The organism is Calyptranema fuscum S582, assembly GCF_055793305.1.
In genome coordinates this window covers 26,201-44,638 of sequence record NZ_JBSLYH010000014.1, presented here as the reverse complement: position 1 = coordinate 44,638, position 18,438 = coordinate 26,201, and the positions used below count along the sequence as shown (strand labels likewise).

At 47.0% G+C, this 18,438-nt stretch carries 13 protein-coding genes; 5 read left to right on the top strand and 8 right to left on the bottom strand.

All coding sequences use genetic code 11. The features are described from left to right. Positions 1–89: 89 nt before the first annotated feature. The gene (locus tag ACR6Z4_RS11665; RefSeq protein WP_479717441.1) at positions 90–3,419 is read right to left on the bottom strand and encodes a phycobilisome rod-core linker polypeptide; all 3,330 of its coding nucleotides are present in this window, start codon (positions 3,417–3,419) and stop codon (positions 90–92) included. A 1,281-nt stretch (positions 3,420–4,700) separates the two neighbouring features. Between ACR6Z4_RS11665 and ACR6Z4_RS11660 the strand changes: the two genes are divergently transcribed. From ACR6Z4_RS11660 to ACR6Z4_RS11645, 4 genes are all read left to right on the top strand, one after another. Then, positions 4,701–5,000, top strand: a complete 300-nt coding sequence (locus ACR6Z4_RS11660; protein ID WP_479717440.1) for a ferredoxin — start codon at positions 4,701–4,703, stop codon at positions 4,998–5,000. 329 nt (positions 5,001–5,329) lie between these two features. Continuing rightward, positions 5,330–8,641 carry a PAS domain S-box protein gene (locus ACR6Z4_RS11655; protein WP_479717439.1) on the top strand — a complete coding sequence of 1,104 codons (3,312 nt, stop codon included), beginning with the start codon at positions 5,330–5,332 and terminating at the stop codon, positions 8,639–8,641. 389 nt (positions 8,642–9,030) lie between these two features. After that, positions 9,031–10,020: a multicopper oxidase domain-containing protein gene (locus ACR6Z4_RS11650; RefSeq protein WP_479717438.1), complete on the top strand. Its 990-nt coding sequence runs from the start codon at positions 9,031–9,033 to the stop codon at positions 10,018–10,020. 1,000 nt (positions 10,021–11,020) lie between these two features. Continuing rightward, entirely contained in the window at positions 11,021–12,052 is a 1,032-nt protein-coding gene (locus ACR6Z4_RS11645; protein ID WP_479717437.1) for a ComEA family DNA-binding protein, read from the top strand. Here ACR6Z4_RS11645 and ACR6Z4_RS11640 read toward each other — a convergent pair. Beyond that, a complete protein-coding gene (locus tag ACR6Z4_RS11640) occupies positions 12,049–12,177 on the bottom strand; it encodes a hypothetical protein (protein WP_479717436.1) in 129 nt (42 codons plus the stop codon). The genes ACR6Z4_RS11645 and ACR6Z4_RS11640 overlap by 4 nt on opposite strands. Before the next feature lie 79 nt (positions 12,178–12,256). Between ACR6Z4_RS11640 and ACR6Z4_RS11635 the strand changes: the two genes are divergently transcribed. Beyond that, the gene (locus ACR6Z4_RS11635; protein WP_479717435.1) at positions 12,257–13,210 is read left to right on the top strand and encodes an FTR1 family iron permease; all 954 of its coding nucleotides are present in this window, start codon (positions 12,257–12,259) and stop codon (positions 13,208–13,210) included. Positions 13,211–13,235: 25 nt separating this feature from the next. Here ACR6Z4_RS11635 and yddG read toward each other — a convergent pair whose 3' ends face one another. The 6 genes from yddG to ACR6Z4_RS11605 form a co-directional block, all read right to left on the bottom strand. Beyond that, a complete protein-coding gene (gene yddG / locus ACR6Z4_RS11630) occupies positions 13,236–14,123 on the bottom strand; it encodes an aromatic amino acid exporter YddG (RefSeq protein ID WP_479717434.1) in 888 nt (295 codons plus the stop codon). A 153-nt stretch (positions 14,124–14,276) separates the two neighbouring features. Beyond that, positions 14,277–14,789, bottom strand: coding sequence for an MgtC/SapB family protein (locus tag ACR6Z4_RS11625; protein WP_479717519.1), 513 nt, complete (start codon positions 14,787–14,789; stop codon positions 14,277–14,279). Between the two features lie 300 nt (positions 14,790–15,089). Next, positions 15,090–15,473, bottom strand: coding sequence for a hypothetical protein (locus ACR6Z4_RS11620; RefSeq protein WP_479717433.1), 384 nt, complete (start codon positions 15,471–15,473; stop codon positions 15,090–15,092). 226 nt (positions 15,474–15,699) lie between these two features. Next, complete coding sequence (locus tag ACR6Z4_RS11615; RefSeq protein ID WP_479717432.1) at positions 15,700–17,007, bottom strand: tetratricopeptide repeat protein; 1,308 nt, start codon at positions 17,005–17,007, stop codon at positions 15,700–15,702. Continuing rightward, complete coding sequence (locus ACR6Z4_RS11610; protein WP_479717431.1) at positions 17,004–17,771, bottom strand: hypothetical protein; 768 nt, start codon at positions 17,769–17,771, stop codon at positions 17,004–17,006. The genes ACR6Z4_RS11615 and ACR6Z4_RS11610 overlap by 4 nt, the downstream gene beginning before the upstream one ends. Further along, a complete protein-coding gene (locus ACR6Z4_RS11605; RefSeq protein ID WP_479717430.1) occupies positions 17,768–18,220 on the bottom strand; it encodes a hypothetical protein in 453 nt (150 codons plus the stop codon). Before ACR6Z4_RS11605 ends, ACR6Z4_RS11610 begins: the two co-directional genes overlap by 4 nt. Between the last annotated feature and the right edge of the window lie 218 nt (positions 18,221–18,438).

The following is an 18,438-nucleotide window of genomic DNA, read 5'->3' as shown; positions in this document are numbered from 1 at the left end:
GCTGATAGCACCGCCGCTTCAATCAGTTGAACTGGGCGATCGCCTTTGAGGTGAAGGTAAACCTAAAGGGCGATCGCGATCCTCTCTATTTAGTAGAGTCTGCCGGGGAGCATAGAGGAGCGTTGGTAAGGCACCACATCGGCTCCAAAATAGCGCTCATATTCAGCACTCTCAACAATTGCCGAGACAACGGCTGCTAATCCTGACGTGGTCAACAGCTCCTCATACTGACGGATTTCGGCTTGATTTGCAGGCGTCCGTCCGAGTAACTGCCGGAACAAGAACTCAACCACCTTGGCACTGGGGTAAGATACGCAGAACCGTTGGCGATATGCTTCAGAGCTTGCTAAAGCACAAACAAATTCCCGAACCGAGATCGTTCCGGTATGAAGCTGATGCTCTAGAGCAGGCTGACGAAATTCGCTGGGAACGTCACCATTGAATACATCCATCACCTGACAGTAGATAGCATCCACTACTGGAGCGATGTCCGTTGCTGTCATGCCGGGGCTCATCCGGACAATCCGTGCAGGCTTAGACCGAACAGCACCGACCTCAGCCGCTTGGAAATCGCTGGGCGTAAAAGAACGACCTAACTCAACAAACGACTTGGTGCTAGACCCACCGTTTGCCGACAGAGCTGCACTCATCAACGGAGACTTAGAGATGTCAATTCGAGATTGTGCAGTCTCGAAGCTAGGAACAACCAGATCTTTGTTTTGCTTGGTCAGGGTGTTGTAAAGCCGCTGGCTGTTGGGGTAATTAGCCGCAGGCAAGGTGAGATAACGGTTGTAAGGAACCGTGTCTTCACCAAACGCCTCCATGTACTCCTTCGTGCTCACCATGGCAGAAATGAAGCCCTTCAAGCCTTGAGTCGCCAGAATTTGGTTATACTTGCGAATCTCAGCTTGATCCAGAGGCGCACGACCTAAGAAATGCTTCGTTCCTAGCTCAATCACCTTGGTGTTGGGATAGGGAGTATAGAACTCGCGGATGTACAGACTAGAGGTTCCCAGCCCTTCGATAAACTCCTTGACATTGATCTCTTCATTGCCAAGTTTGCTTTCCAAAATGGAAAACTCATTCTTGATAATGTATGGCGCAATATCCCGTTCGAAGATTTGACGATAAGCTGCACCCACCACATTCAGCAACTGCACCTTATCTTGAGCACTGGTGAGTTTGAAGACTTTTGTCTGCTGACGTTTCTTAGAAACGCCTTGATTGATCCGGAACTGAACATCGGGCTCAGTGCGGATTTCTGTAACAGCACCCAGCTCAACAAACCGAACCGTCTCTTCTTTCTGAGACTTCAGCATCCCCTTGTCGTTGATGCTACCAGCACGATTTGCCCGCATCGACAAACCAGCAGGAGTCACATAACGCTCATAGGGAACAGTATCTTCGCCGAAGGTCTGGCTATACTCATCGCTATCGAGCATGGCATCGATCAGCGCGTAGAAGCCCTTCTTGGCACAAATATCAAAGTATTTGTTGTTCTCTTGACGCCCGTAGGTAGGACGACCCAAGAGGCGGCGATGGATATATTCCACAGCCTTGACGACATACAGCGGTGTCCAATACATCTTGCGGAAGGTATCAGACTTAGCCAGCGCCCGCACAAACTCGCGAACGGTGATCTCGCCATTCTCTAGCTTAATCTCAGGAACACTGAGCCGTTGCCCGTCAAAGGGCATCCGACCCAAGACTTGCAGATAGATAGCCCGAATAACCGCTTGGGTCGAGCTTTCTGAGAACTTGACGCTAATTCCCTTGGTGGATGTTTTGGTACGGCTGCTCGACATAAACGAGATACCCGTTGAAGGCAAGCCCGTAAAGGTTGGCAGCTGATCCAGCTTAAACACCCTCGGTCCTAAGCTTCCAGGAGCGACTCCACGAGCACCGGGATTGCTCAATTGGTTGTTTGTGGCAGGCCCCAGGTTGATCAAAATACGACGGGTGTCTTTGCCAAAGAAAGCAGGGGTCGCACTGGCGTTGCGTCTTTCTTTCGGGAAGATCGCACCAAATTGAATTTCTAGAGGATCGTTGCCCGACCCGTAAGGATGTTGATCGGGTAGCGGTTGTTCGTAGCTCGCAAACGTGGTAATGAATTGCGGGGTCTTACGGAACGGAGCGCTGTATTTGAACAGGTCTTGTTGCGGACCCCAGTTACGGCATTCTTGAGCTTCTTGACCCAAGCCGCGTAGATAGGGGACGGTTTCTTCTCCGAAGTAATCTGAATACTCTTGGGAGTTCACCAAGGCATCGATTAATGCTGACAAACCGCCGCTAGAGACGATGGAGAAATACTTTTGAACTTCTTCACGAGAACTCGGACCCCGACCCAAAACGTGACGGAATGCCAGTTCCAGTGCCCGACTGTTGATGTAAGGCTCAAAGAAGTTTTTGCGGTAAAGGGGAGATTTTGCCAAACGGCGAATAAATTCTCGAACGGAGATCTCACCGTTCTTAACTTTGGATTCTAAATCAGAGATTCCCAAAGAGTATGCCCGAGTAATGTCTCGCTCAAATACCTGACGGTATGCGGCTTTGACCACATCATTTTTCTCGGCACTAGACAGACCTGGTTTCATGACAAACTTGGGTCTGCGCTCAGCGGCACTGAAATAGATTTGTGGCAGTTGTAAGCCTTGCAGGTCGGGAGACTGACGCTGTCTGAGTTTATTAGAAGGTGTGGGCGCTCTAAATTCGGTCAGTAAGACGTTGAAATATTCATCTACGATGACTGCAGCCGCTTCGTCTTTGCGGAAATAGCTGAGGGCTGCAACCCGCATTTCTAGCAAAGCAACGATGGTGGCTTCGCCAGAGCATGCATTCTCAATAATTTCTCGTAGCCCACGAGTATTAACAGCAATAATGTTGGGATCGCCCGCCACAATTGCATAGGTCACATAGCGTAAAAACCAGCTCAAGTCGCGTAACGACTTTTGCATATTGCTCGGACCGTAACGAGCCACGTTGATAGGACGGAACCCAACAGGTGCCGGTCCTCCACCAGAGGCACTAAAAAGAGAACGAATGCCTTCAAAGAACCCGCCGCTGCTGGACACGTAGGTAGCGGTACCGAGTTTCATTGATTCTCGGGTATCGACTTCAACACCACCCATCGACACTTGTACGGGGGCTTCTTCCATAGGCTTTTCCAGAAAAGCCATAGGAGAACCACCGACAAAGATACGGTTGGCAGCACGGGAGACGATGAGTTCTGAGTTTTTTGTAAGAGTCTCTGCAATCTCCAAACGCTTGAGACCAGAACTAAAGTAGCTGGAGAGTTCACTCAGTTCGCCTCGCCCCAGGAATCGATCTTGTTGTTCTGCCTGAGAAATAGTGGAGACTGGTAGGGTTTGGTATAGCTGCGGACGTGCAACAGAGCTTCCACCACTTGCCTTAACACTCATTGGATTTCAAAAGCTCCCTTCTAATAGTGATTGCCTTATTTGTGATCGCGTAAGACTCGACCGGAGTGCCATCAGGTAAACATTGACAAGCTGCTCGGTTGGGTTTGGGCAGCTTAGAGTAGAGGATTAACCCAGACGACGGTTCAGGTTCAGCCAGCTCAATTTCTTAGATTAAAACGTTTGGGGTGCCTAACACGGCTCTATTAAGAAGTGTGTCGCTTACCCCTGAGGAATTACACAGGAGATCATAGAGGACAAAGGGATCCAAACTGAGACAAAGTATAAGTTTTGTTACTTTAGGTTTACGATCGCAGTCCCTGAAAGGGCGGAAATGGGTTGCTTGCGATCGCCAAAACCCTTGCTAGAAAAGCAAAAGAGTCAATTTTCAGGATGACTCATCTCAAATCCTCATAACCTCCTGTTGAGCCTCATGTTGGTCAGCAAAAATAGAGAAGTACATTCATCCTCTCATCCTAAATTTTTCTCTCGGGGATAATGCAGAAACTCAAAGCCACGAGATCGCAGAGAGGTCTGAGGCGATTTCTAGAAAAGGTCATCCCCTTAGGGTTGAGATCTCTGTCGCGCTCCCCGAGACCTCGGAGGTTTTGCAAAACCTCTGAGGTCTAACGTCTGGTCACCCTACATCTGAATCTCTACATCTGAATATTGACGAGAGTATTGGCAAGAGCTTCAGGTTCGCCAGTGTAAAACGAGAGATTGTATTCATAAAAACCACTTATGAAAGTGATAGTTAAGAATGATATTTTGTGATTTCTAAAACTGTATCGTGGAAAAAGTATTTGAAGATCTAAACGCTGATATTGCTTAACTTAAACTTAATCTGGGCGATCGCCGCAAACATCCTAAATTAAGGGCTAAATAGCAGAGTTAGCCAATCGTTCAGAAATTTTGTATTCTACGTTTCATTTGCAGGAAAGTGGGATGCAGCCCTTGATGTTCGACAAAAAAGATGCTAGGAAATCGACTATCTCACGGGCATGTATAAGTAATTCGAGTTTAAATAGGGTGCTCACATTATGAATCCCATTCATCAAACCCTACATTTGAGGTTGCAGGGTTTGAATTTTCCCGTAGTATCTAGAATGGAAGCTGATGCAGGCTAAATCATCATAATTTCAAGACTTGTTCTGACTTATGTTTCTTTAGCTTTATGCATCTGCTAAGGTTAGTTTCGCTCAGTGAGTTTTACTCCAACGCACCTGTGAGGTTTACTAGCAGTAAGGTCACATTGCCGTTTCGAATTATTGAGAGGATCGCTACATGGCAACTTATAAAGTTACGTTGATCAACGAAGCTGAAGGTCTAAATACCACCATCGAAGTTCCCGATGATGAGTATATTTTGGACGCTGCTGAGGAGCAGGGAATTGATCTTCCCTATTCCTGCCGTGCAGGTGCTTGTTCTACCTGTGCTGGCAAAATTAAGGACGGTGAGGTTGACCAATCCGACCAATCCTTCTTGGATGATGATCAGATCGAAGCTGGATATGTTTTGACCTGTGTGGCATATCCTAAGTCCAACTGCACCATCTTGACCCACCAAGAAGAAGAGTTGTACTAAGGTTTTTTGTCTTGGGATCGTGGATTTAATAAAACCCAATTCTTTTTGAGAGAGCGACGGCTCCGCCATCGCTCTCTCAAAAAGAATTACAGGTTCATAAATTTTTGATCCTTAGCCCATTAAGAAAAGAGACAATTCTATGTCGTGGGAGTTGCCCGGATTAAAATGCTGAGCTAGAGCGTTTAATCTGGGCAATTTCTGCGCTATTAATTTCAGTATTTAAGCTCCAGCGCCACATCTGGGGCTAATTTTTTATCTGGGATCAGCCCCCTTCCTGGCTCAAGCGGGAACACTGGAAGTAATTTTGATGAGTTACACCGGGCTGAATCATGTCACACCATCCTAATGAAACGCTACAACAGAGCGAAGAACGGCTTCGCTGGCTTTCGGAAGCCACGTTAGAAGGAATTGTGATTCATGACCATCAACAGATTTTAGATGTCAACCGGGCGCTAACGCAGATGTTTGGTTATAGCGCGACTGAGTTGGTGAGCATGAGAGTCTTAGATTTGATTGCGCCTCCTTCGTTGCACTGGGTTGAGCAGCAGCTTCGTTTGGGCTACGAAAAAAGTTATGAAGCGATGGGCATGAGGAAAGATGGCTCTTCGTTTTATGTTGAGATTCAGACCCGCCTGTTAAGGCGGTTTGACAGCGTTTTGAAAGCGACGGTGATCAGAGATATCAGCGATCGCAAAAAGACTGAAACCCGGTTGCTCGAACTGACTCGGCTGCAATCTGCCATCTTGGATAGTGCGGCTTACCTGATTATTTCCACAGATGCAGAAGGGATCATCCAGAGTTTTAATGCGACGGCTCAAATGCTCTTAGGCTATGCCCCTGAGGATGTGATTGGTTGGAGTACTCCCCTGATCTTTCATCTGGCGACGGAAGTTGAACAACGTGCAAAAACAATGGCAGCTGAGTTGGGGCAACCGATTGAGCCAGGATTTGAAGTGTTTGTCGCAAAAGCCAGACAGGGTGTTGTCGAAGAACAGGAATGGACCTATATCCGTAAAGATCGATCCCAGTTCCCAGTTTTGCTCTCGGTGACGGGTTTATGGGATGAGGATCAAAATATTGTCGGGTTTCTCGGCATTGCTAAAGATATCACCAGGCAAAAACAGGCAGAGGCGATCGCCAATACTGCCGAGTCTCGCTTTCGCCGCATGGTTGCCAACGTTCCGGGGATGATTTACCAATATGTGCGCCATCCAGACGGCTGCGAGAGTTTACCGTTTTTGGGCGATAACTGCGCCGAAATTTTTGAAGTGAGTGCGGCTACTGCCCAACGCAATCCGAATGTCTTGTGGGCAATGGTTGATCCCGATGATTTGGAGACCTTGCAACGATCGATTGCCGCATCTAGCCAAACGCTACAATTTTGGACGATGGAGTGGCGGGTGATTACGCCATCGGGGCGGGTCAAGTGGATTCAGGGCTTTTCTCGTCCTGAGCGGCGCAGTAATGGAGATGTTGCTTGGGATGGGTTTATTTTGGATATTAGCGATCGCAAAGCCACGGAAGCGGCGCTTCAGCACAGTGAAACAACGACCCAAGCTTTATTGAGTGCCATTCCCGATCTGTTGATCAGAATGACGCGTCAGGGAATTTACCTCAACTTCATTTCTGCGAAAACATTCACCGCATTGAAAGCCGATCAGAATTTGATTGGTCAATCTGTGTTTGACATACTGCCACCGACGCTCGCACAACAGCGTATGGACTATGTCGAACGAGCGATTCAAACGGGGCAACTACAAGTTTATGAATATGAGATTGAAATTGGGGATCGCCTGTGTTATCAAGAAGCACGGATTACGGTCTGTGGAGCAGCAGAAGTGTTGGTCATTGTCCGAGATATTAGCGATCGCAAGCAAACAGAGGCAGAACTGAAGCGATCGCGTGATGAACTGGAAATGCGAGTCAATGAACGCACCATTGAACTGCAAGAAGCCTACCAACAACTGAGCCACCTGATCGATAACTCTCCGTTAGCTGTAATTGAATGGGATAGCGATTTTCGTATCCAGGGATGGTCGCACCAGGCAGAAAACGTGTTTGGTTGGAAAGCCGCAGAAGTACTCGGTAAATCCATCGAAGACTGGCAATTTGTTTATCAAGACGATCGTGCCGATGTGTATCAGGCGATGAGCGATCTAAAAGCCAACAAAGTTGCTCAAATCGTGACCCAAAATCGCAATTACACCAAAGACGGCAAAATTATTCATTGCGAATGGCATGAATCGGCACTGATTGATGGCGATGGCAATCTTTCTTCGGTTCTCTCGATCGCACAAGATATTACAACGCGCAAACAAGCGGAACGCGAAGTTCGCTTGCTACAAACTATTACCCAGGCGATTAGCGAGGCAGATAATTTTAATGCGGCGTTGGAAGTCACGTTGAGAAAAATTTGTCAGGTAACTCAATGGGATTTAGGTGAAGTTTGGATTCCTGCGGCAGACGGTAGCCGTTTAGAAATTAGTCCTGCCTGGTATAGCAGTGGCGATCATCTGAATGAATTTAGAAAGGTAAGTGAAACGTTTGTTTTTCCTCGTGATGTTGGCATTCCCGGCAGAGTTTGGGATACGCAACAATTGGAGTGGTATCAAGATGTTTCTCAATTACCTGCCGATTGGTTTTTACGCGTACGAAATGCGCAACAGGTAAACCTTAAAGGAGCCTTAGGAATTCCAATTGTTGCCAATGGCACGGTAGTTGCGGTTTTTTTATTTTTTGCCTTTACCTCACGCGAATTTGATGAAAATTTGTTGAAATTAGTTATTTCTGTAGCCAGTCAGTTGGGGCAAGTTATTCAGCGTAAAAAGGCAGAAGAAGCGCTACTGAAAGCTCATGATGAACTCGAAATGCGAGTCCGACAACGAACCGAAGAATTGCAAAATGTCAATGCTTATTTACAGGCAGAAATTGTCAAACGTGCCAAGTTGACAGAGCAGCTCAAGCGTTCTAATCAGGAGCTAGAACAGTTTGCCTATGTGGCATCCCATGATTTACAAGAACCGCTGAGAGCAATTACAAGTTATACCCAATTGTTGTCCAAGCGTTATCGGGGGCACTTAGATGAAAGAGCCGATAAATATATTAACTATGTGGTAGATGGTGCGGCTCAAATGCAGCAATTGATTACCGATTTGCTAGCTTATTCGCGAGTTGGTAGACATGAATTGAAGTTGGAATTAGTAGATTGCAATCTGGTTTTAGATCGAGCATTACAGAACTTGAAAGTGGCGATCGCCGAGTCTAATGCTGTGATTCGATATGATTCGCTACCCAGTTTGAGATTGGATGCTAATCAGATAACTCAACTCTTACAAAATCTGATTAGTAATGCGATTAAATACTGCGATAAAGCCTGTCCAGATATTCAGATTACAGTCGCGCAAAAAAACGAAGAGTGGGTATTTTCAATTCGAGATAATGGCATTGGCATTGAATCGCAATATCTTGAGCGCATCTTTGTTATTTTTCAGCGGCTGCATACCCGTGGTGAATACTCGGGTACGGGGATTGGCTTGGCAATTTGTAAAAAAATTGTTGAACGCCACAAAGGCAGCATTTGGGTTGAATCGATTCCAACACAGGGATCAACCTTCTATTTCTCTCTACCTAAAAATCGCTGATCTGAGGTATTCCTGAATCCTGGTTTATACCCGAATGTGTAGTGAGAGAGCCGCGCGCCGCGCGGCTCTCTCACTACATCTGATATAGCAATGGAATGGTTAATTAGGACGGGGTGTAGGGGTGAAACCCCTGTCCGGGGGCACAGCCCCCGCGCCCCCATAACCAGCCCTTCGGCTGCTATACATCGCGCCAGTGAGAATTGCTATATAGCAATCCTAAATCAGTTGTGAAAGCGCCCGCCCGAAGGGCGGGCGCTTTCACAACTGATCAGGTTCACAAATCAAATAGGATCGCTATAGATGGTTACCATTTGCTGTTTAGAGAAAATGTTAATCTATCAGGACAGAGTTAAGAGTAATTCTCAATAATTATGTTTGATCATCACAGGATGCAGACCATCACATCCTGGAGTCGTCGCCATTTTCTCAAACTCGGCTTGGCAGGATTGGGAGTTACCGGATCGGCTCTTGCGTTTCAACAATTTCGCCATCAGCGTAGTCAGCGACCTGCCCAGATTCCGCCCATTCCCGCAGGACTGCCCACTTACGGAAATGGTATGAATCCGATGTCGATGTGTCGAGAGTTTGACTATGGCACGCTCAAGCAGGAAAAGGGACGCACCATCCGAGAATTTCAAATCACGGCACAAAACACGACCCTGGAACTCAACCAAGCCGTGTCTTATGCGAGTTGGAACTATAACGGACGCGTCCCAGGTCCGACGTTGCGAGCAACAGAAGGCGATCGCGTTCGGGTGGTGTTTCTCAACAAAGGGGGACATGCCCATACCATGCATTTTCACGGCATCCACCCTACCGAAATGGATGGGATCAAGCCCGTCAGAAACGATACGGCAACCATTTATGAGTTTGATGCGTTGCCCTATGGCATTCATCTTTACCATTGCCATATTTCGCCCGTATCGCGTCACATTGGCAAAGGCTTGTATGGCATGTTCATTATCGATCCGCCGGGGGGTCGCCCTGCTGCCGACGAAATTGCGCTGGTCATGGCAGGCTATGACCTGGATGAAGACAGCAAAAATGACCTGTATGCGTTCAATGGTTTACCCGATTACTATAAACATCATCCCATCCCGATCTATCAAAACCAGTTGGTTCGGCTATATGTGTTGAACGTGATCGAGCATGATCCAGCGTTAACCTTTCATCTCCATGCCAACTTTTTTAAGGTATACCCCAATGGCATGACGCTCACCCCGACCTACTCTACAGACGTGATTACGATGGGGACAGCCGAACGGCACATTTTAGAATTTGCGTATTCTTTTCCAGGCAAATATATGTTTCATCCCCATCAAGATGTAATTGCCGAGGCAGGCTGTATGGGGCTATTTGATGTAATTCCAGTAGCCTAGCGATCGCCCTCTGCACTCTGTGCCTATCCCGTTTCTGAGTCTGTAGCGCTTGAGAAGAACCGAGGATTGGTTTTGGTTGGGGATTTCATCCTTGTACTCTGGTTCAACCTGGCAATTGCGATCGGGTGAGTTGAGTGCAATACTGCTTGGTTAAGCAACTAATTTTTGATGAAGATGAGAAATTTTGTTGCTTATCTTTATCTGGAATGATGTTCAGAGCATTACTAAATAGTGTTGGAGTGGACTAAGGATCGCAGATTTAACTAAAACCGAAGATTTATTTTTGTCAGGGCGGTGACGCCGCGCTGACAAAAATAAACATCCGGGTAATACCGACAGAGCGTAATACCGACAGAGCAATGGCTATAACTCGGTACAGGACAGCGGAATCGTAGGATAGCAAAGGTTAGATCACCATAATTGAGAATCTTGTCAATTTATTTTTGAAAATAGTGTCTCTATAATTGACATTAATTCTCAAAAGCTGGAAGATAATATCCAGAATGATTGTTAAACGGCGTCGGCTACTTCGTTGCCAACCTTGCTTTTACGGCACCTTGCGCTTGAGTAAGGCATCGTTATTTGTGAGAAAGCCATGCGGAGCACGGCTTTCTCACAAATAACCGGGTTGTAAGCGACTGAAAATCTCTGTGGGAACTACGCAAACGGATAGTGTGTTCGTTTGATTCGCTGTTGTTCTACTCTCTCCTGTGGCTCTGGCGTTACCGTTGGGGTGCGATAGGTTGCCTAACGGCAAGCCAAAAAATCACGTCTGAGACTGATTCCTCTGGGAATTGAGCGCGGAATTTCTTCGCTCTATCGCCCCTATTTTTGCTGTCGATTGACCCCAGTCAGGCGTGCCAACACTTAGTGTTACTTTGCCTGATCGTCGAGTTGAGAAAGCTGTAGACATTGCTTTTTGCGTGGCAACAATCAATATCTGCACGGATTTCTAGACTCTAACCTCATCTCATTTGATTCACTCTACAAAGGACTCGTTATGCCTAGCTTGCGAATGGTTTTTAGATATGTATTCAGATATGCATTGTTAACGGTGGCGATCGCCTTTCTCATCATTGGGTTGAACAATTGCACAGGCACCCCCAGCAGTGAAACAACACCTGCTCCATCGGCAGCATCGACTGAAACCACCGTCAGTACGACGGGAGAACCCAAAATTAATATCAATACTGCTATTTTGTCGGAGTTAGATAAATTAGAAGCCGAACTGGGTATTCCGGCGCTGTCGCATCAAATTCAAGCCAGCCGTCCCTACGGGAGTGTCGATGATCTGGTCACCAAAGGAGTATTGACCCAAGACCAATTTGATCAGGTGAAAGATCAGGTAACGGTTGAGGAAGTTGTACTCACGGGCGTTGCAAAAGATGTTGATTATCTGACGAAGTTGGGGTTGATGAAAGGGCACATGCTGATTGCCGGACAGTTACTAGAATTGAACTTGCCCGAACAGGCTGAGCCTCATTTGGGACACCCCGTTGAAGAGATTTATGTAGACCTTGAAGAACAATTGTCTGAACGGGGCGTAGATGAATTTAGTGATGTCTTGACGCGGGTTCAGGAGCTGGTCAAGTCAAAACCCAACGATCCTCAAATTCAGTCTGCCTATGATGAAGCCATGGTTGCTATCGATCAGGCGATCGCCGCTTTGCCAGCTGAGCAACTGCAATCTCCCGCGTTTGTGTTGCAGGTGATTAACGAGATGTTAGAAACCGCTGTGGCTGAATATACGGCTGCCATTAGTGATGGCAAAATTACTGCTGCTATTGAATACCAGGACTCTCGCGGCTTTGTTGAATATGCTAAAGATACGCTGTTGCCTGGAATTCAAGCCCAATTGGCACAACAAAAAGCAGGTTTGGATACGGATCTCAAAATCAAATTAGATGAATTATTTGAAGCATGGCCCGACCCTGTTCCTCCTAGTGCACCCGTTGTTACAGCCGATAATGTGGCAAATCAAGTGAAAGCGTTTGAGCAAGCCTCTGCTGACGTGATTCAATCTGCCAATTAATGCCCGTGATTGGTGGCGACGGTTTTGGGTATGGCTGTGAACGTGAAACCTTCGGTTTCACGTTCACAGCCATACCAGGATTTCGTAATCTCCCAGGATTGGCGGTGCTGGTCTTGGGTCTGCATGAGACTGTAAACCCGCAGGGTTTACAGTCTTATGCATCACTCTAATTTGCGTCTTTAATCCTTTATCCATCTTGCTGACATGAACTTTTCCACTGTTTTACCAACCTTCGTGATTACGCTGCGAGAAGGCATAGAAGCTGCCCTTGTGGTTGGAATTGTGCTTGCCTGTCTAGCCAAAGCAAAGCAATCTCGGTTCAATTCTTGGGTCTATTTCGGAGTCGTCGCCGGAGTATTGGTTAGTGCGGTGCTCGGGTTTTTGTTTGCCTGGATCATTCAAGTATTAGGAGCGGCTAGCCCAGCCGCAGAACCCCTGCTAGAAGCAATATTTAGTGCGATCGCCATCGTGTTGTTGAGCTGGATGTTGATCTGGATGACGCGACAAGCCCGTTCTATGAAAATGATGGTGGAAGGGGAGATGGCATCTGTCTTACAACGAGGAGAAACGTCGGCGACGTGGGGCGTCTTTAGTTTAGTGTTTATCGCCGTTTTGCGAGAAGGCTTTGAAACGGTTGTATTTATTGCTGCCAAATTTCAGCAGGGGTTGCTGCCTGCCATGGGGGCGTTAGCTGGGTTGCTGGTTGCGGCTGGGGTGGGTGTGTTGTTGTTTAAATGGGGCATTAAGCTAAATTTGCGCGCCTTTTTTAAGGTCATGGGCATCTTGTTATTGATGATTGTGGCGGGTTTGGTGGTGACGGCTTTGGGGCATTTAGATACTGTGATGCAGACGTTGGCAAGCCGCGATCGCTCATCGGAATCATTATGTTTTTATTACGAGCATTTCACTCGCAATCATTCATGTATTCTCGGTCCCGATGTCTGGGATTTATCCACGATCTTGCCCGACGAAAAGTTTCCGGGGTTGGTATTGAATGCTTTGTTTGGCTACACCCAGCGTTTATATCAAGTTCAGGCGATCGCCTATGTTTTATTCCTGTTTACTGTTGGAGGAATTTATTTCCAAAGTCTTTCGGGTCGTGTGTTTTTTAGTAAGAAACCGAATGCTCCTGAATACAGTACGTCCAAACGGATCTAATTGCATCGTGACTGAGAATTATGGCTTACAGTCCACTATTGTTTAACCCTTTTCCAGACGCTAAAATTGCTCCACCCATAATCAGTAAACAGGCGATCGCAATGACCCAGGTAAATTGAGAAAACCCCGATACAATTAGCAAGATAGTCGAGAGTAAGGGTGCGAGATATGAAAGCGAACCCAGCAGTTGAATCTCGCCATGTTTGACCCCATAATCCCAGGTAAAAAAAGCCAGACCCACCGGACCCAACCCCAATCCCAAAATCGCTAACCACTCCTGACCCACAGGTAAATGTGTGGTTTCAAATATCCCATGACACAACCAGGCTAAAACTGCCGTTGCTGCACAAAACCCACCTACAGCATGCGTTGGAATGGCACCAAACCGACGCGATAACACTGAATAAATCGACCAGGTAAAGGCACACACGAATGCTGCCAGATAGCCCAAGCTATATTGCAAATCAAAGCTTAGTGATTGCCCTTTGGTTACTAATAACCCGGCACCAATAAATCCCAACATTGCACCGATAATATGAAACCAACGCAATCGTTCATTCGGCAACAAAGCGGAAAATAAAACGATCAGCAGGGGCCATAAATAGGCGATTAAACTGGCTTCTATGGCAGGTGCATTTTGTAACGCAATGAAATAGAAAAAATGATATCCAAATAAACCAAAAATTCCCAATCCCCAAACAGCGATGGGTAATTTTAGGTGATCCAATAAATTTCCGCCCTGCCGCATCAACAACGCAGCCCCAATGAGAGAGGCGATCGTAAACGACATAGCTGTTAACTGAAACGGGGGAATCGAACCACTCAACTTGGTGAGTAATGCCAGCGTTGACCACATCAAAATCGCTGAAAACCCGATGACGGTTGATTTTGTTCGATTCGTTGTACGCTCCACCAGCCACACTCCACGGGTTGTTCTAAAAGAAACATTTTTTGTGGCGCGGGCATCGCCCGCGCCACAAAAAATCATTATATGAACACCTCTACCACGGCACGAATTTGGCTGAAATGATTATCTCGGTTCTTGATCTAATAATGTTGTCATCGATCAATCCGGTGGTCTACCTGAAATCCGTGACTTAATTTTCTTAAACGGAGCAAATTTTAATTTCTGGTTAGCTTTTTCGGCTTTCTTCACACCACTGAGTGTCAGCAAGGTTAATAGCAACCCCAATAACCCCATTTGCCATAGTCCGCAACCAATAGCGGCACCCAACCCGGCAGTTGCCCAGATTGAGGCTGCGGTGGTTAACCCTTTGATTTTGACCACACCGATATCTCGGGACGATTGTTGCAAAATCAAGCCTGCGCCTAAAAAACCAACCCCGGTTGCAACCCCCTGAATCGTGCGGCTCAGGGCATTGGTGGTGGCAAATGGGCTATCTTCTGCCTGAAGCGGAATCATGACAAAAAAAGCTGCCCCCATACTTACCATCATGAAGGTTCTCATCCCGGCAGGTCTGCCGCCTTGCTGACGGTTGTAGCCAATGATGCCGCCCACGATCAATGCCAGACTGAGCCGAAGCAGCAAAGTCAGCCAATCACCGGAATTAATTAACATCGCGTTCATAGCGCACACTCCTGAAATGCGATCGCCTGTAGCCAAAAATCTACGGCAAATCTTGCGGAGTGCCGTAGATTAATAATAGGTTAACTCAAGATTAAGAAACGAATAACCTGAGTTGTATTCTTGGCGATGAATCTAAACTGATGCGAACAACGGCGATCGCGAACCTATCTGCATTAGCAGAACTGTGGTAGATGCGGACTATGCGATCGCCCGATACCCCATAGGAGAAGAGTTTTGATGCATTATTAACGATGATTCAAATTTCAGATCTCTGAGATGCGATTGAACCCATCACTCCTCAATCTTTTTACCTTGCTCCTGAATTTCTTGGATTTTTGCCAATGCGTCTTTACGGAAAAACTCATACTCCGTAGCTGCTGCTAGTTCCGCTGCATGGGTCAAAGACTGGATTGCGGCATCTTTTTGCCCTAGAGCCAGTTGAGCTGCTGCGATAAACCGAACCAAATTGCGGCTTTGGCTATAGCCATCTCCAATCTGAACATAAAGTTCTTGGGCTGTTTGCAAATATTGTAAGCCTACTGCTGTCTCCTCTTGCATTTTGCCTAACTCTTGCAAAACATTCGCCTCGCCCAGCCGAGAGCCGATGTCGCGGTAGTAGCCCAATGCCTGTTCGTAGCGTTCCAGTGCCTCGCTGCGACGGTCAAGAAACTGCAAGACATCGCCGATCGATCTTAACGTGTTCGCCTCGCCCAGGCGATCACCCTTTTGTTTGATCTTAATTGGATGATTGTTATCTTCATAGCTAATCCTGATCTATCTGCTTACTTCGATTCAGCCTAAAGCCCTGCAATGTGGGTGTTCGCTCCTTTTTCTCATCAATTTATAATTTTTGCTCAAACCTCGATAGTTACCCCTCTACAACAATAGAACTGGAATTACCTTAGTCTTCTCCTGGAGTACCGAACGATGCAGATGAATTCACCAATGCTTGCAAAGAGTGTTCTGAAACGCTCCTCAATATCTGATCAAGCCGTTCATTTGCTTGCTTTTGCCGATCGACAGATTCTTTTGAGAGCTGATACGAATACACCCCAGAGGCTAACCCAACCGCAGCTGTCACAGACCCCTCTGACGCTTTCCCCACCACCAGCAAACTAACTCCCCCCAAACCAATTAAGGCACTTATTACAGCCATGATCGTCGCAATCAAAAAACTCCGGTAAGCTTGATCTGCATTTTGACGTGCTTGCCGAGTTCCCTCCCGAATAACCGTTTCAAATAGGATAGATTTTTGATTATCTGCAGGAGCTACATCTGGAGAGAAGCCTTCAGGGTGATATTGCAAACTATTTTGCCCAAATGTTTCGCTGTCTTGTTTAAGGAGCTGCAAGATATCACCAATTGCTTTTAACGTGTTCACCTCGCCCGGATGTTGACGGAGTCTGTTCTCAGGAGCATCGCTAATCTCTCGATAGTAGACCAATGCCTTTTTGTATCGTTCCAGTGCCTCACTGCTCTGTTTAAGGAACTGCAAGACATCGCCGATCGCTTTTAACGTGTTTGCCTCATCTAGGCGTTGACGGAGCCTCTCCTCAGGAGCATCATCAATTTCTCTAAAGTAGTCCAATGCCTGTTCGTAGCGTTCCAGTAACGTAGTAGATTCACAAAACTTCACCATGCCTGCCCAATAATAAATTTTTGCTTTAGCAGGCAGCATAACTCGATCAGACTCAATCTGTTCCCATAGCGTTTGCATCAAAGCGTCCAGTTCGGCACGACGATATTCATTCGTCCAAGTCTGTGCCAGATCCCATAGTTCATTACCCTCCCAGACAGGCTGAGCTACCACTAAATGATAGAGCCATTCAATTTGAGCTTTTAGAGTGTTTTGTTGATTAAAGTAAGCGGCAGCTTTAGCAGACAATTGGCGAAATTCGTCTGGGTTATGTTGCCACAGGTGCGCCAGCATCAACTTACGGGTCAGTTCATGAATGTTATATCCTCGTTCCAGGAAAACTTCTACAAACGGCAAGGTTTGCAACTGGTCATAGAGTTCAGCGGCTTGCTGCTGCAAGTCTGGCAAGAGAGTTGCCAAAATGTCTGCATCAAACCAATGAGGAATAGCTGCTGCCCAAGCTGCCCTAGAGAGAGCGGGTTCCAGGCTTTGTAACAGGCTTTCGGTGACAATCCAATCGCGTTCGGCTTCGGTCTGAGCAGATTCTAGGCGAGCTAGTAAGTCGTGGGTCATTGATGCCAACTCCTAGCTTGTTGCTCTAGCTGCAACCGAATATTGCGAGGGTTCCCACTCAGCACTCGCACCAACATTTTAATGGCAGGCGGCTCTAGCGATAGACCCAGTTCTTGAGCAAAGTGATACCAGGCTTCTTCGTCGTGAATTACATCTAAGCGGCAATGTTCGCAGGCATTGCTCCAGGCAATATTGTTAGGTTCAGGGACAGTTTGCCCTGCCACGACCACGACAAGATTTTTTAGTCTGGGTGTCATTCTCAGCAGGTCGCTAGTAATCCAGTTTTGCAATTCTGTCACTGCCGCTTGAAAGGTATCGAGCAGTAGCACAATTGTCTGATCAATTGCTCCCAGGTCTACAAAAAAGGCACGTTGCAGCGTGGATAAGCGATATTTGCGGGTTGTTTCATCTACATTTAAGGCAATCTGGATGTTTTGTTCTCCTTCCATCTGGTTATTGGCGAAGTTGATTGCCCCCGATACCATTTGCCGTAAGGCAGCTGTGAAGTTTGGAAAACGTTCATAGCCCAAGTCTTCGCAGATCCAGCCAAATAGGTAGGGAATGCCAATTTCTGCACCCTTGAGGTCGAGAGGAATTACAGTCGCAGTTAGGGGGCAAGCCGCTTGAAATTTTTTGAGCAAATCAGATTTACCCATACCAGATGCTGCCTCAATCAGCAAAATTCGTGCTGTAGATTCGCCCTTAACCATACGCTGAAAGGTAGCTAGCTCTTGGGTGCGGTTGGCGATCGCCGGGTTTCTCATGGTTGCTCGTCGGGCGTTTCGGGGGTCGGTTCGCTGGTTTCAGGTATGGGTGCCTGCGGCGCTGAATCTAGGGAGTTTGGGGTTTCAAAGATAAAGTCTCGTTCCCCTTTGATTTCATTATCCTTTGCTCTAAAGCTATCGCGGCTAACACGAAAGATGCCGCCCGTTCCTTCAAACTTGTTGCCGCTAAAGTCAACAGAATAATCTGGCTCCGCAGGCTGATTAGGTTGTGGTTGTGATGGAGCAGCATCAGCACTGACTTCGGCACCGAGGGCACGCACTACAAGGCGGGTAATGCGATCGCGGAGTAATACCACAAGGATAATAAGGGCGATCGCCGCGATCGCTGCCACACTAATGTAGACCGTTGGCGTTAAGCCTGTTCCTTCACTGCCAGCAACAGGTTCAGGAGCCACAGGGGAGGAAGCTGTTGTTGATGTCGCAGTCATATATCTCTCCCTAGACAAGTGCCATCAGCCCTCATTCTAAGAGCGTTGAGTTTCTAGCGTCTAGTTATTCTGCAAGACACTAAAAATCATGCGCGGGTCTTCAGGATTTGGAGTTCTCTAACCGTCATACACCCACAATCGCTAGAAATAACCTGGAAAACCTAGATGATCTTGTGAAGATTGTGTCAAAGGATATCCGTACAGCCCGAATTCACTAA

Bases quoted from the DNA above. Each gene is read 5' to 3' on its own strand.
- ACR6Z4_RS11665 (WP_479717441.1), bottom strand. From the start codon at position 3,419: ATGAGTGTTAAGGCAAGTGGTGGAAGCTCTGTTGCACGTCCGCAGCTA.
- ACR6Z4_RS11660 (WP_479717440.1), top strand. From the start codon at position 4,701: ATGGCAACTTATAAAGTTACGTTGATCAACGAAGCTGAAGGTCTAAAT.
- ACR6Z4_RS11655 (WP_479717439.1), top strand. From the start codon at position 5,330: ATGTCACACCATCCTAATGAAACGCTACAACAGAGCGAAGAACGGCTT.
- ACR6Z4_RS11650 (WP_479717438.1), top strand. From the start codon at position 9,031: ATGCAGACCATCACATCCTGGAGTCGTCGCCATTTTCTCAAACTCGGC.
- ACR6Z4_RS11645 (WP_479717437.1), top strand. From the start codon at position 11,021: ATGCCTAGCTTGCGAATGGTTTTTAGATATGTATTCAGATATGCATTG.
- ACR6Z4_RS11640 (WP_479717436.1), bottom strand. From the start codon at position 12,177: ATGCAGACCCAAGACCAGCACCGCCAATCCTGGGAGATTACGAAATCC.
- ACR6Z4_RS11635 (WP_479717435.1), top strand. From the start codon at position 12,257: ATGAACTTTTCCACTGTTTTACCAACCTTCGTGATTACGCTGCGAGAA.
- ACR6Z4_RS11625 (WP_479717519.1), bottom strand. From the start codon at position 14,789: ATGTTAATTAATTCCGGTGATTGGCTGACTTTGCTGCTTCGGCTCAGT.
- ACR6Z4_RS11615 (WP_479717432.1), bottom strand. From the start codon at position 17,007: ATGACCCACGACTTACTAGCTCGCCTAGAATCTGCTCAGACCGAAGCC.
- ACR6Z4_RS11610 (WP_479717431.1), bottom strand. From the start codon at position 17,771: ATGAGAAACCCGGCGATCGCCAACCGCACCCAAGAGCTAGCTACCTTT.
- ACR6Z4_RS11605 (WP_479717430.1), bottom strand. From the start codon at position 18,220: ATGACTGCGACATCAACAACAGCTTCCTCCCCTGTGGCTCCTGAACCT.